Origin of the sequence: Hyphomicrobium sp. 2TAF46 (assembly GCF_052114865.1) — a bacterium.
Taxonomy (GTDB): domain Bacteria; phylum Pseudomonadota; class Alphaproteobacteria; order Rhizobiales; family Hyphomicrobiaceae; genus Hyphomicrobium_B.
This window is the reverse complement of the sequence record NZ_JBFRFO010000003.1, coordinates 530,087-543,869: the sequence shown is the minus strand read 5'-3', so window position 1 is coordinate 543,869 and position 13,783 is coordinate 530,087. Positions and strand designations below refer to the sequence as shown.

At 58.2% G+C, this 13,783-nt stretch carries 10 protein-coding genes; 5 read left to right on the top strand and 5 right to left on the bottom strand.

Translation table 11 applies throughout. The annotated features are described in order from the left end of the window. Window positions 1-99 precede the first annotated feature (99 nt). Window positions 100-3,093 (bottom strand): autotransporter domain-containing protein, encoded by a 2,994-nt coding sequence (locus AB4Z24_RS09255; protein WP_441707699.1) that lies wholly within the window; start codon window positions 3,091-3,093, stop codon window positions 100-102. 370 nt (window positions 3,094-3,463) lie between these two features. After that, complete coding sequence (locus AB4Z24_RS09250; RefSeq protein WP_441707697.1) at window positions 3,464-4,822, bottom strand: ATP-binding protein; 1,359 nt, start codon at window positions 4,820-4,822, stop codon at window positions 3,464-3,466. 112 nt (window positions 4,823-4,934) lie between these two features. On the opposite strand from AB4Z24_RS09250, the gene AB4Z24_RS09245 reads away from it, so the two are divergent. Next, the gene (locus AB4Z24_RS09245; RefSeq protein WP_441707695.1) at window positions 4,935-5,552 is read left to right on the top strand and encodes a response regulator transcription factor; all 618 of its coding nucleotides are present in this window, start codon (window positions 4,935-4,937) and stop codon (window positions 5,550-5,552) included. A 24-nt stretch (window positions 5,553-5,576) separates the two neighbouring features. On the opposite strand, the gene AB4Z24_RS09240 is transcribed toward AB4Z24_RS09245, so the two are convergent. Next, a complete protein-coding gene (locus AB4Z24_RS09240; RefSeq protein ID WP_441707693.1) occupies window positions 5,577-6,524 on the bottom strand; it encodes a formylglycine-generating enzyme family protein in 948 nt (315 codons plus the stop codon). 21 nt (window positions 6,525-6,545) lie between these two features. Then, a complete protein-coding gene (locus tag AB4Z24_RS09235; RefSeq protein WP_441707691.1) occupies window positions 6,546-7,064 on the bottom strand; it encodes a DUF3617 domain-containing protein in 519 nt (172 codons plus the stop codon). Between the two features lie 199 nt (window positions 7,065-7,263). On the opposite strand from AB4Z24_RS09235, the gene AB4Z24_RS09230 reads away from it, so the two are divergent. Then, window positions 7,264-8,373, top strand: coding sequence for a WD40 repeat domain-containing protein (locus AB4Z24_RS09230; protein WP_441707689.1), 1,110 nt, complete (start codon window positions 7,264-7,266; stop codon window positions 8,371-8,373). Window positions 8,374-8,382: 9 nt separating this feature from the next. After that, entirely contained in the window at window positions 8,383-9,177 is a 795-nt protein-coding gene (locus tag AB4Z24_RS09225) for a vWA domain-containing protein (RefSeq protein ID WP_441707687.1), read from the top strand. On the opposite strand, the gene AB4Z24_RS09220 is transcribed toward AB4Z24_RS09225, so the two are convergent. Further along, the gene (locus AB4Z24_RS09220; protein ID WP_441707685.1) at window positions 9,113-9,883 is read right to left on the bottom strand and encodes a quinoprotein dehydrogenase-associated SoxYZ-like carrier; all 771 of its coding nucleotides are present in this window, start codon (window positions 9,881-9,883) and stop codon (window positions 9,113-9,115) included. The genes AB4Z24_RS09225 and AB4Z24_RS09220 overlap by 65 nt on opposite strands. A gap of 238 nt (window positions 9,884-10,121) precedes the next feature. Here AB4Z24_RS09220 and AB4Z24_RS09215 point away from each other — a divergent pair, with 238 nt between their 5' ends. Both AB4Z24_RS09215 and AB4Z24_RS09210 read left to right on the top strand, forming a co-directional pair. Then, entirely contained in the window at window positions 10,122-11,264 is a 1,143-nt protein-coding gene (locus AB4Z24_RS09215; RefSeq protein WP_441707683.1) for a serine hydrolase domain-containing protein, read from the top strand. A gap of 546 nt (window positions 11,265-11,810) precedes the next feature. Further along, window positions 11,811-13,691: a PQQ-dependent dehydrogenase, methanol/ethanol family gene (locus AB4Z24_RS09210; protein WP_441707682.1), complete on the top strand. Its 1,881-nt coding sequence runs from the start codon at window positions 11,811-11,813 to the stop codon at window positions 13,689-13,691. Window positions 13,692-13,783 lie beyond the last annotated feature (92 nt).

Here is a 13,783-nt window from a genome sequence, read left to right as displayed (position 1 = left end):
CGCTGCCGGCGCTGACTGAATTCGTTTGCATCTGGTGCCTTCACATCGAGTTCTTCAACCAAACGAGTTCGACGTCAGCGACGGCAGGACGGGGAGCTCTTAGAAATTGATATCGAGCCGAGCCGAGCCGACGTGAGCGAGATAATCCTGACGAACGTTGGCGTCATAGTTGAGCTGGAACGCTGAGTTGGGTCCGATCTGAGCCAACATTCCAACTCCGAGATCCGCGGTATCGCGGCCGACTGCTGGCCCCGCGGAAGTGAACGTTCCGCCGCCCGCAGCGAAGCTCGCGGTAACTGATTGGGCGTCGTCGCCAAACTCATGGAGCCAAAGGGCACGTCCTTCGATCACCGTATCGTTTGCGATCGGCACGAGACCCTTCAAGCCCAAGCCCGAGACCAGTGAATTATTGTCTTGGCCGTCGACGCCGAGCGCCATGCCGCCATCGCTCGATTCCGTGTAGGCATCCTGATGCAGATGCGAATACGTGAGCGACGCAACGGGTGTGATGATCGTTCCCGCGTGCTGCATGGGCGCACCGATTTCGATCGAAGCGTTGAACTGGTCGCCGTTATGGGTCCCCTTCGCTACATCAGAATACGGGACCGTCAGGACACGCGTCGTATCGTAATTATGCCAGGTAAAGCCGGTGCGAGCCGTCGCGTACCATCCCTCTCTCTTCAACGCGCCATACGCCTCGACAAGATAGCTGTCGATGCCCGTGCGGTTTTGCACGGTGTCGCCCTGGCCGTCGATGCTGGTATTCGCGTAGCCGCCCGCGATACCAACGCGGACCCCCGGTGAAATCCAATTGTCGTAGCCGGCGACGATGCCATAGAGACGGGCGTTGTAGCCGTCGACGTTGTCGATGCTGTTTTGGTTCATGCCGGCGCCGAACGCTTGACCCCAGAGCGCGGCACTGCGAGGTACGATAAAATCGTCATCGCCGTCTTTGAGGCTGCCACCGAGGTTCGAGCGGTTAGGATCGGCGGCCTGATTTGCGCCCAGTCCATAGGGCTTCGCAAAAGCAGTTTGCGGAGATGCGCCTGTGCCACCCACTGCGTCGAGGCGCGCGTCGATGTGCTGGCCTATCGCATTGTTGAGCGTGATCGCCGATTGCTGCGCGGCAAAGTTCGTTTGCGGCGCCAGTTGCTTGGCGGCTTTGGCGACAGCTGCGTCGGTCGGAAGCGATTCAACGGCGGCGCCAAGCTGATCCAGTGTCGGATCATTTCCACCCGCGTCGATCAGGGCGTTGATCGTTGACGCACCCGGCTTTGAAATTCCTGCGACATCGAAGGCATCTCTGACGTTTGCCCCAATGACCAGTTCGTTCGTGCTGTTCGTCTGCGCCGACCAGTCAACGAGAGCGCTTCCCGCGACGTTGAGACCGGCGAGCGCGGTATTCGCCGACGTGCCGAAAAGGCCTGTCGCGACAGTGTACCATTGTCCGTCTTTCACGGTGGCGTCGAGAAGCGGCGTGATTGTCGTGGTCGCTTGGATGCTGCTGTTCGTGCCATCCCAAATCTTGAGCGTGCCTCCGATAAACCCGCTGCGGTTATCGACGACGGAATCTGCGCTTGTGGCGCCGTTGCCGAAGATGTGCGGCGCGATTGTAACCTCGTCTCCATTGGTGGTCGCGGTGCGAACGGTTACGTTGCCATTCAAGGTTCCGGCATTCTCAAGCGTGAAGCGGCGATCGCCGTGGAAAGCCGCGAGGACGTTTGCAGATTTTGCGCAATTGAGATCCGTGGTGTTGCTGCCGGCTGTCGGACAAGCGTTGCCTTGAGAATCCGTGCCTGTTCCCGTGCTCTGGTAGGTGCCGCTGGCGGTACCCGCGACGGCAGTCGCGAACGAGCCGACGCTGGCCCATTGATCGACGTTGATATTTCCAGAAATCGTGCCGCCATTCAGGTTTTGTATGACGTGAGCGCCAGAACCCAGATAGAAGTTGCCGTCGATCTCACCGGCGTTTGTGATGTTGCTGTCACGGGGACCGGAGTTGGTTCCGCTGACCGCATAAGGAGTCGGAAGGAAGAAGCCATTGGGCGCGGATGTTCCGCCGGCGGTCGTTACCAGCGGATTGGTATCCATTACGAGAATGTCGCCCTTGATGGTTCCGTTTGCATTGTTCGTAATTGTCGTCGCCGCCGTATCCGTGACGATTACTTGGCCGACTCCACCGACGATGTTGGTGACGTTATAGAAAGGCGAGTCGGGATTGGGGGATCCTGGAAGGGCGTCGAATTCCGCACCGGCATATGTGCCGACGGCCCAATGGCCAGCCGAAAGCGCATCACCCCAGACCCAGGACGTGCTTCCGAAAGTGCCACTATTGACGATCGTCGTATCGGCACGCCCATAAACCGCAGCGGCAAATGATCCGGTCGCAGTGATAAAAGCGCCGTTGCTGTTGTTGACCGTCAACGAGTTGGTGTTGTCATCCGAGTAAATGGCCGAGACAATGTTCAATGCAGCTCCGCCTTGGCGAGCCGAATAGGTTGCGGGCGAACCAGAACTTGTGACGGTAAGAGCGCCGGGGGTGCCGGTCTGCGTTGCGGAGATGGTGCCGCCAAAGTAGTTGTTGACGACGAAATTATTGACTTGGCTGTCGGCAACGATCCCATGCATGCGGCTGGCAAATTGATTCGTCGTAAGCGCGACCAAGCCGTAGTTGTCGATTTCTACATTGTTTACGGCGGGATTTTCGCTGTTTGAAAAGTTTGCCGCGATGATGCCTTTGTCGGCGAGCTGAGAGGTGGTTGGATTCACAAAGTTGAACGTCGCCGTGGAATCAATCGTGATGACGGTCGTCGGCGGATTGGGGTTGTAGCCGGAGGTCGGAAAGGCAGGGTTGTTTGGCGTATAGCTATTGCTGCCATTCGTCGGCTGAAATTGCGCGGCGGCGTCGTAAACTGTGATCGCTGTCGAGATCACACCGCCCGAGCATAGGAGGCTCCCCGATGCGGTGTCGGTCACTGTGCAACTTCCTGCCGCCATGGCTTGATGCGATGCGCCCATAGCCAACGCCGCGGTCAGCGACACGAGAGTAAAATGACCGCGATTTAGCCCATTTTTCCGGATGAAACTCGACACGACTCCTCCTCCCATCCGGACTGGAAGCCCGGCTGGTTATCATTGTTTGTTTTTCAGGCGGTTCCGGTCAGGCCTTTGCCGAATTCCGGATTTTAGTGATGTTTGCTACGTCGGCGCTTTATTTGCCCGACCAATTTCGCATTAGTTCCGATGGGGAATTACTATCGAATGGCAATAAATTGAGGATATGGGAAAACTTCCTGGAGTTTTGAACCGAATTTGGGGATGTAACGGCGTTACCACATGGGTTCATTTGATGGATTTTTTCCCTAAACGCCGCTTTCGATGCGCCCAAGAGCAACTTTTTCCGCTGCGGTTCGGTGATGCTGGTCCTTCTAAGCGGGTCGGAGATCGAAAAAAATCATCCGCCTTAAAGATGATCTCCTGGTCGCGGCGTCTCGCGCTCGGTCGGCGCCGGAGACGTGACCGGCAAACGGATGTGCAGAAAAGTTCCGCCGTCAGCTGCGGAGGAGAGTGCGAATGACCCGGCGAGAGCGTTGACGCGCTCGCGCATGCCTTTCAAACCCAATCCGTCCGCTGACGAATGCGATCGTCCGCGACCGTTGTCCCGCACACTCACTTTGACGGCATCGTCACGCCGCAAAGAGACGTCGACCGCAATGGCCGAGGCGCCGGAATGCCGAAAGGCGTTCGTCAGACCCTCTTGGACAATCCGATAGACCGTTAACTTCGTTGTTTCGTCGAGCGTATCGATAGGGCCATCGATTGCAAGTTCGAGCGTGACGGAATTTTTGTTTCGCTGCCACATCTCAGTCATGGCGCGGAGAGCACCGCTCAAACCGAGTTCCGAGAGGCCGGGAGGAGTCAATCTCTGGAGTACCCTGCGGTTTGTCTGTTGCAGAAGATCGACGTGACCGAGAATTTGCTTGTTCAGCCGTTGCGTTCGCGTGAAATCCGGTTCTGCTCGCTCGAGTTCGCGGCCGAGGAGCATCCCGTCGGTCCGGATCGAGAACAGGTAGGGACCGAGTTCATCATGCAGCTCGCGAGCGATCTCGCGGCGTTCCTGATCCTGGATCAGGATCATATTACTCGTCAGCTGCTGATTGTCCTGTCGTGCATTCTGCAGTGCGGCCGCTAAGCCGTTCAGGCTTCCGCAAATGCTTTTGATCTCGGGCGGTCCCGCTTCGGGAACGCGAAGATTGAACTCGCCGTCTGCCATGCGCCGCATCGCATCGCGCAACCCATGTATTGGGCCCAGAGAGCGATCGATAATGAGCCACGTCAGAGCGAGCGTCACCGTCGAGATGATGACGCCCCATTCGAAGATCCGGAAAATGGCTTCGAGAAGCTCGGAGAACTCATCGCTGGGTTTCGGCATGATCACGATCGTGTCGATAATCTTGCCGCGCCCTTCGACAGGAATCCTGACCGGGACGAAAGGATGGCCATTGTAACCAAGGAGCCAAGATTGTTCGATGTCGTCCTGAACGGCCGGGCGTTCCGCCTCCTCCTGCGAAGCCAGTGACACCGATGCGTGGCGAAGATTCTTGAGTTCGCCCACAAGGTTTAGCAGCGCTGCCTTTGGGTCCTGCGAATCTTTGAGCGGCCCCAGCGAAGATCGGATCAGTGTCTCGGTCAGCAGCATCGTGCTCGCATTTTCGTCGTCCATACGCGGTTTTGCATCGATGAGAATGAAAGCGATCATGCAAAAGAGGCCCAACGCCGAGAGAAGCGCGATTGCAAGATTGAGACGCAGCTGAATGGACATGGGAATGCTCGCAGCTGATCGGGAAAATATCCCGGAAAAATGGATATTGATAATCAGTCGTCGCCCGCTAGAACCAAAGTTGTTCTGGAAGTCAAGAAGAGCGCGAGCCAACGTGAAGCTTCTCGTGATCGAGGATCATCCTATCGTCATCTCCGGTTGCCGGGCATTGTTTTCGGAAGATGACGGAGTGACAATGATCGAGGCGCGCACGGTCTCGGCGGCACGCGTCGCGATGAAAGACGAGACGCCGGACGTCACAGTTGTCGACATCAATCTTCCCGACGGTTCAGGCCTCGATCTCACTCGGGAATTTGTCTCCAAGGATCCCAATGCACGGATCGTCGTTTTTTCGATGAGCGACACCCCGATGCTAGCTATCCAGGCAATCGAATGCGGGGCGAAAAGTTATGTTAGCAAGAACGGCAACCCGTTCGATTTGAGAGATGCCGTCCTCACGGTTGCGAGCGGGGGCTCCTGGATATCCGATGAGCTAATCCAGGAGATGGCGCTTATCCGGTCGCGGGCGCCGGGGACGACGGCTTTACTTAGCGACCGTGAGCACGTGGTCCTCAGGATGCTGGCTCGGGGGCGCAGCATGGCTGAAATTGCCAACGATATTTCCGTCTCGTACAAGACCGTTGCAGCTGATTGCGCGATGTTGCGCACGAAGCTTAACGCGCGTACGTCATCAGAAATGGTCCGCATTGCCGTTGAGCTAAAGCTTGTTTGAGCGCGATTGGTTTTTTTAAGACGCTCAGGGCGAAAGATCTCTAGCAATTCGAAAGCCCAGTGTCTGATTGCGGAAGAACGGCCAATTTCTGAGGCGCATGGCGGCGCGCATCTGACGCGGTTCATAAAAGCACGATCCGCCCCTGAAAATGCGCAGTCCCTCAATCACGCCGGGCTTACCGCAGCTTTTTGATTGACGTGCGGAACCATCTTTCGGACCCGTTTCGTAGTCGTCGCAATAGTAGTCGGCGACCCACTCCCAGACATTGCCGTGGACATTATAGAGGCCGAAGCCATTCGGCCTGAAGCTATCGACCGGATAGGCGCCGGTGCCATCGCGCTCGCTTCCGCAGCCGCGACAGCAAGCCATCACTTCACCGTTGTCTTTGACGTCATTTCCCCACCAGTACGCGGACTTGCTGCCTGCGCGTGCCGCATATTCCCATTCTGCTTCCGACGGCAGGCGATAGTGATGACCGGTTTTCTTGGATAGCCAGTCAGCATAGGAGGTGGCATCGTCCCAGCTGATGCCGACGATCGGCTGATTGTCGCCCTTGATGTAGTCCGCCATGCTTTTGTACGTCACACCGTTGCCCGTATAGATGTTGTGCTCACCGCCGGGCTCGAGCCATTCCGGCGGCCGGCAGGCTTTCGCCTCGACGCAGGCCATATATTCCGCCGTCCTCACTTCATATTTGCCCATCGCGAATGACCCAATCGAAACGTGATGCAGCTTCTCCGACGGCAAACGCTCGGGCTCATTTTCCGGAGAGCCAATCTCGAATCCCGGTGGCGAAGCTGGGATGACGACCATGTCCGGACAATGCGCCGTGGGACAATCGTTGATCGCTTGCACCGAGGCCGCTCCGTCGGCCGCCAACGCCGGCCGGATGGCGTCGATGATGGCTACGGATAAGAAAGCTGGCAGTGTCGCGCACGCGCAAGCACGAGCGATGCCGGTGAGACGACGCATGTTTGATCCATCTCTCGATATTTACTGAACAAGGATGCGCGTTCCGTCGGCCGCTTCGGCTTCGCCGGCTTTCAGGTCGCCGCACGTTTCACCGACGTACTTGCCAACCTGCGTGATCGTCCGCTTGACGACGACGCTTTGCTCCTTCTTCTCGGGCTCGGTCGTCGTGCTCTGGATCTTGATCTCGAATGCGGACTTGAAGTCACCCGACATGGTCGTGGTGCTCATGACCTTGCGGCCGTTATAGAGGCAATCGGCATTGACTTCGGTGGAGCCGCCCGCAGATTTGACGTCGTAGGACGTGCAGTTTGCCTTGTGTTCGAGGACGCTGGCTGAAACGGTATTCTTTTCCATTTGGCCGTCGATGCAGAGCTTCATCGTCTGGTCGTGCGGGCCGTTGCCTTCGTCCATAACAGTCTTCAGCTCCCAGAGCCCGGCTTTTCGCTCGGGCAGCGTCGCTTGTGCGTCGTCGCTTGAGGCGGAGGATGTGGAAAACGCGAGAAAGACGAGGGGAGCGAAGAGCAGAGCTGTCGAACGCATCGGGTGTCTCCGGAACGGCAAGGCGGCTTCTTGTTGGCGAAACGTGTTTCATCCGCACGCCGCGGATCTCTAATGCCGCTTCGGTGAGGTGTGCAACGATTGGATGAAGGGGAAATAAAGTTCGGGAATTATTCCCATTGCCGTTGCCTATTGTTCGTTATCAATCTCCGGTCGGTTCTGTTGGACGGGTGAAACTCGGATGTCATTCGCAAGAGGCCTGAGTTTCGTCGTCCTCGCCATGTGCGCGCTCTTGCCGGAGAATTCCCGAGCCGATGGCGTCGTTTTCACCGATCCGCAGTTCGTATTGGCCGGTCACACGAGCGATCTTTGGGTGGCTCAGTTCAGTCCCGACGGAACGCGTGTTCTGACGGCGTCGAGCGACAAGACTGCCAAGCTGTGGAACGCCGAAACCGGCGCCGAGATCGCGACCTTGACGGGGCACGAGCAAGGTGTGCGCAACGCTGCGTTCAGCCCTGACGGCAAAATCGTCGTTACTGTCGCGCGAGATGGTTCGGGCCGTCTCTGGAACGGCGAGACAGGCGCTGAACTCGGCCAACTCGTCGGTCATACTGCGATGACGGAAGCCGTCACCTTCAGCCGGGACGGGTCAAGGATCGCGACCGGTTCCCTCGATATGACGGCCCGCGTCTGGGATGCCGGCAGCGGGAAGGAGCTTTTGAAGCTCACCGGCCACGAGGGCAATATCTCCGATATTGAATTTAACGCGGACGCCTCGCGCATAGCGACGTCGTCGAACGATCGGACAGCCAGAATTTGGGACGGCAAGACCGGAGCATTGCTCTTCACGCTGGGCGATCACGGCGGCATGGTCACGAGCGTCGCGTTCAGTCCTGATGGAAAGAAAGTCGCGACGTCGTCGAGCGATAAGTTCGTTCGCATCTGGGATGCAAGCACTGGCACACTCATTCGAAAGCTCGAGGGCCATCAGCGTGGTGTTCTCAAAGTTATCTTCGACCACACCGGAACGAAGCTCTATTCGGCTTCGACCGACAAGACGGCGAAGCTGTGGGATGTCGAAACGGGAACGGTCATCGCGACTTTCACGGGGCACGATCGCTACGTCATGCGGCTGGCGCTCAATGCCGAAGGCACGCGGCTCGTGACGGCGTCGCACGACAAGACCGCGCGCGTCTGGGATGCCAAGACCGGTGCGCCTCTGGCGATCCTGGCAGGTCACCTCATGGAGGTCGAGGATGCCGAGTTTTCGCCCGATGGACGCAAGGTCGTGACTGCGTCCTATGACGGCAAGGCGCGGATATGGGATTTGTCGCGACTTCCAGCCCGGTAGCGCGTACCGATGATTGGAAAAGCTATTTTCCTGCGGTGGCTGTGGCGCGTGAGCATGTTCTACGCGCTCCTGATCATGTCGCCAGTATCGCTTTCGGCGCGAGCCGAACCGGCTGACAAGAAGGCCGAATGCACCAAGGATCTGATGTTCGTCTTCGACGCGTCCGGGTCGATGGGGACGACGGACCTCACCGCGAAGGAACCGCACATCGAGCGGGTGAAAAGGGCGCTCCATCGGATTCTTCCGGAAATTCCGGCATCCCGCCGAATGGGATTGATCATCTACGGCGAGGGTGCCTACAACCAATGCGACAGCATTGAATTGAAGGTCCGGCCGCAACTGAATGCCGGTCCGACGATCGTCGCCGAGGTCGACAAGGTTCAGCCAATGGGCCGTACGCCGCTAACGCAATCCGTTCGCGACGCCGCTGATATTCTGGATTATCGGCACAATCCCTCGGTCGTCGTTCTCTTGACCGACGGCGAAGAAACCTGCGCCGGCAAGCCGTGCGAGCTGGCCGAAGCGTTGAAAGCGGATGCAACGGATTTGACGATCCATGTTATCGGCTATCGTCATAGGGATGCGGCTGGGCTCGGAGCGGTCTTTGGCGCGCGCTGCTTGGCTGAACAAACCGGCGGCCTCTATCTCTCGGTCGAGACGGAGGATGAACTCGTCGAAGCCCTGCGCAAGACGTTGACGTGCCCGTTGATAACGGAAGTGAGGCCGAACGGCGGGAGAATTAGGAGGGCGGAGATATCGAGCCCGTCGCCCGGAATTTGGCCCCGCTCGTGTCGGTCGCAGTAAACTCGAGATCGGCGGGGCTATCCGTCGCGAACGTGAAGCGGATGTTGGGATCTTCCGAGATCGAAATGCCCCCCTCCATCGACCACAACACAGTATTGCCTTGCTTCACTTCGATGGCGTTGACGAAGCGAGCAGGCGTGTAATCGCCCGTTGTCTTGTTCATCTGCATGCCGGTGAAGTTCGGGTGTTTGATCATCACACGCGCTTCGCGCCAATCCTTGCCGTTCGAATCGTCGCGCAAAACTGTAAGATGCGCCTTTCCCATTTGTGCGAGTGCTTGTTCCTGATCTTTTGAAGCCGGCGCCGAACATCCTCCCGAGCCGATCACGAATTTCGATGCCATGTGGAGCACGCCGTCGGTCGTCTCGAGAACGGCGCGAACGCGGCTGAACGCATCCACTCGAATACGAGTTGCGATCGTCCTTTCTCCGATGTCAGCTCCCTTCCTGAAGCCATCGCCAAATGCGAATGTCGCGGCAATCGGCACAGGATTTCTGTCGATGATCAGCGTTAGGGACTTTGCGGAAGGCGCCACGGTCGACGGGATCTTGATCGAGACTGGCACCACGGCGGCGTCATCCGCTTGGTTCGGCGCAAAGATCTGGACACTCGCCGGGTCGTCTTGCACTGACCGATTGGCGAAGAGCGCTTTTTGGATTTCAGGCCAAGGATCATCGTCGGCCGATACCGCAAATGTAAAGGTCATGAGTGCGGCTGCTGCGGACGCAAGAACAGCCGAAAATTTTCGCAAAATGGATTGCATGGTTTCCTCTGCAGTCGATGGCGAATGAGAAAACGACAGCTGTGCAGTTGCTCGAAGCATGCCGCTTAGAATACTTCATCGCCAGCCGTTGCAATCGGCTGTTCCATGGGGAAATATTCCTGATTGTGCCGGGAGCCGCACCGGCAATGCACGACTTCGCGCCGCGGGGCTGAGGACGCGTATGGCAGCTTGCCGTTGGATATTGCTTCTAGCCGTAGTCGCCATGTCGCTCGCGCGCACCCCGGCAGGGGCAGCGGACACACCCGGCTCCCTTGGGGCGTCTGCTGCAACGTCGATTCAAAACTTCATGGCCGCGAGCGCCGATGGCAAGTCGTTTCGGATCCCGGCAATGAGCGTCGCAATAGGCCGCGATGGAACACTGCTCTACGTTGATGGATTTGGAGACGTGGATGACAAGCACCGTCCGGCGGCCGCGCAAACCATTTACATGGTCGGCTCGATAACGAAGCAGTTCACAGCCACGGCAGTCCTGCGGCTCATTGAGAAGAACGCAGTTGTCCAGCGAGACGGTTCACCGCTGACCACGGCCACGCCCGTCGCAAAACTGCTCAACGTCGCGGATGGCTGGACGCTCGAAGGGGGGCCGCCCATTACGGTGGGCAATCTCTTGTCGATGACGTCGAACCTTCCGAACTTCACGCGGCGCCCGCCCCATGAGCTGGACCCCTGGGGAGCCGTGCCCGCCCCACGCTTGCTCGATGGCATAAAAGACTATCGGCCGAGCGGCTTTCCCGGATCGTTCGAATACTCGAATACGAGCTACTTCCTGCTTTCCGAACTCATGGAGACCGTCGAGGTCAATGGCTTGTCGCGCGATTACCGCCGCATCCTGCAGGAGGAAGTCTTCTCGCGCCTCGGCCTTGCTGACACGGGATTCGGAAGCGACCCGAGCTTTGCCCATCGCCTGGCAAGTCCGCACTATCACCGCCGGCCGCGTTTCACGCAGCCCGATTGGTTGAAAGGCAGTGGCGACGTTGCTTCGTCCGTCATCGATATCTTCAAATGGAATAAGGCCCTGATGGAGGGGCGCGCACTGACCCCGGCTATGCGCGATGTCATGCTCTCGGATTCGGCCCGCGTCGATGTCTGGACGTACTATGGCGCGGGTTGGTTCATCACGCACAAGGATGGCGTGGACCGCTATTTTCACAGCGGAACCGTCTCGGGTTACACGGCTTTCAATTTGATCGTGCGCCCTCGCGGCAATCATTGGGTGTCGGTTACCCTACTGACGAATAGCGACGGCGTGGAAGACATGGACGTCCTGGCCGATAAGCTCGCGGCACTCGTCCTAGGGCCTTGAAGACCAACTTTCACAAACGATTGAACTTAAATCTCGCTCCCGGGATTTTGAGGCATGGAATTCGGGAGAATTGCCCGTGGCGGAATGTTGAAGGCTATCGGCATATTGCAAATGCCACGTTGCAAGGCGCCGAGCGGTTTCCTCCCGTCCTCCCGCTCGGCGCCATTTTTTTGGCTTCCGTCGTCAGATGACGTTAGCGGAGCCGCGTTCCTCGCGGGCAAAGTGATCCCTAGGCGTCGTAATAACATCACATCCGTGTGAAGAGGAAGTCTTCCTCTGTGCGCTAGGAACTACTCCCATGGTTTCGGAAAATTTTGAACATTAGCGTCCGAACGCTGAAGTACAGCGAGTTGCCGCGCGTTGAGCGGGGTAGCTGAATAACGACCCGACGCACGCAGTCAGCGAATTCACTTCGTCGTTTCTCAATCCGCGACCATCCGGTTTGCGGAACGAAGTCTCTTTGCTTGCCGCGAAGCCGGAAAAGAGCCGTGCCGCGATTTGGCGAAAGCGGACCGCGGTGAAAATGAGAGGCTAGGAGGAAGCACAATGAGAATGAGATCGCTCCGTTATCTTGCGGGCGGCATCTTGGCGACGCTGATCGGGTTTGTCCTGCCAGCCGCTGCCGATGAAGCTACGCAACGCGCGGCCAACCCCAACGAGTGGGCTGCGCCAGGCCGTGACAATGCCTTGACCCGTCACAGCCCACTTAAGGACATCAATACCGACAACGTCTCGAAGCTTCAGATGGTCTGGTCGCAATCGACCGGCGCGCTTCGCGGTCATGAAGGCCAGCCCGTGGTGATCGAAGACGTCGGCGGCAAACCGATGATGTTCTTCGTCTCGGGCTGCCCTGAGATGTCGAAGTGCAATATCGTACAGGGTCTCGATCTTTCCGATCCCGACCATCCGAAGCAGATTTGGAACTATGTAAAGCAGACTGACCGCGATGAAACCGCCGTGCCGCGAGCCTGCTGCGATACGGTCAACCGCGGCCCGGCTTACGGCGACGGAAAGGTCGTGTTTGGCACGCTCGACGGCTTCCTCATCGCTCTCGACGCGCAGACCGGCAAGGAGGTCTGGGTCGTCAAGCATGCGTGGCCGGAAAAAGGTGAGACGATCACCAACGCGCCGCTTATCGCCGATGGTCTTGTTATTATCGGTTTCGGCGGTGACGAGTTCGCGGCCCGCGGCCGGGTCAACGCTTATGATCTGAAGACCGGCAAGCAGGTTTGGAAATGCTACTCGACGGGCTCCGACAAGGACGTCTGTCTGACTGCCGACACCAACAAGGCAAATCCCCATTACGGTACGGCAGGCAAGGATCTCGGCATCCATACGCACGTCGGCGACGATTGGAAGATCGGCGGCGGTTCGGCGTGGGGCTGGTTCAGCTACGATCCGGAACTGAAGATGGTCTATTACTCGACAGGCAACCCTGGCCTGTGGAGCCCCGCATATCGTTGCGCCAAGAAAACGCACGAGGAATGCAACACGGGGGAGTTCGACAACAAGTGGTCGATGACCATCTTCGGGCGCAAGGTCGATACGGGTGAAGCGGTCTTCGCTTACCAGATGACTCCGTTCGATCAGTGGGACTATGACGGCGTCAACGAGAACATTCTCGTCGACATGAACGTCGACGGCAAAGACCGCAAGACGCTCGTCCACTTCGACCGCAACGGCTTCAACTACGTTCTCGACCGGACCGATGGTACGCTGCTCCGTGCCAATAAGTACGTGACCGTGAACTGGGCCGAGAAGATCGACCTTAAGACGGGCCGTCCGGTGAAGGTGCGCGAGCACTCGCCGCTCGAACGTGGCCGCAACGTCAATGCCTGCCCGTCGGCGATGGGCGGCAAGGACCAGCAGCCGTGCTCGGTCGATCCGGCAGAACCTAACAAGTTCTATTGCCCCACGAACAACTGGTGCATGGAGCTTGAGCCGCAAGAACGAAGCCACACGCAACAGGGCACGGTCTATGTGTTCGCCAACGTGTACATGTTCCCGGAGAAGCCCGGCGTCACCGGCAAGATCAAAAAGTACGATGTCTTGACCGGTCAGACCGATTGGGAAATTCCGGATCAGTATCCGAACTGGGGCGGCACGCTCAACACGTCCGGCGGCCTGATGTTCTACGGCTCGCTTGGCGGTGATTTCCGTGCGGTCGATCGCAACTCCGGCAAGGTACTGTGGGATCGCAAGCTCGCCTCGGGCATCATCGGCAATCCGATCACCTACAAGATCAAAGGCAAGCAGTATGTCTCGATCCTGTCGGGTATTGGCGGATGGATCGGCGTACCCGTCACCGCAGGCCTCGATCTCAACGACAAGTTCGGTGCGATCGGCGCCACGGCCATGACCAAAGCTGCAAACCTCGACAAGATTCCCCAGGCCGGAACGCTCTTCACGTTCCGGGTGATGGAATAATCCGTCGCTACGCAAAGAAGTCGATTGGCGCTCGGCGAATTACTCGCCGGGCGCCGTCGTCGGTATGAGCGCCTCTGAGCAAGGCGCGCGAT

Coding starts and splice junctions, on each gene's coding strand:
- AB4Z24_RS09250 (WP_441707697.1), bottom strand. CDS start 4,822: ATGTCCATTCAGCTGCGTCTCAATCTTGCAATCGCGCTTCTCTCGGCG.
- AB4Z24_RS09240 (WP_441707693.1), bottom strand. CDS start 6,524: ATGCGTCGTCTCACCGGCATCGCTCGTGCTTGCGCGTGCGCGACACTG.
- AB4Z24_RS09235 (WP_441707691.1), bottom strand. CDS start 7,064: ATGCGTTCGACAGCTCTGCTCTTCGCTCCCCTCGTCTTTCTCGCGTTT.
- AB4Z24_RS09230 (WP_441707689.1), top strand. CDS start 7,264: ATGTCATTCGCAAGAGGCCTGAGTTTCGTCGTCCTCGCCATGTGCGCG.
- AB4Z24_RS09225 (WP_441707687.1), top strand. CDS start 8,383: ATGATTGGAAAAGCTATTTTCCTGCGGTGGCTGTGGCGCGTGAGCATG.
- AB4Z24_RS09220 (WP_441707685.1), bottom strand. CDS start 9,883: ATGACCTTTACATTTGCGGTATCGGCCGACGATGATCCTTGGCCTGAA.
- AB4Z24_RS09215 (WP_441707683.1), top strand. CDS start 10,122: ATGGCAGCTTGCCGTTGGATATTGCTTCTAGCCGTAGTCGCCATGTCG.
- AB4Z24_RS09210 (WP_441707682.1), top strand. CDS start 11,811: ATGAGAATGAGATCGCTCCGTTATCTTGCGGGCGGCATCTTGGCGACG.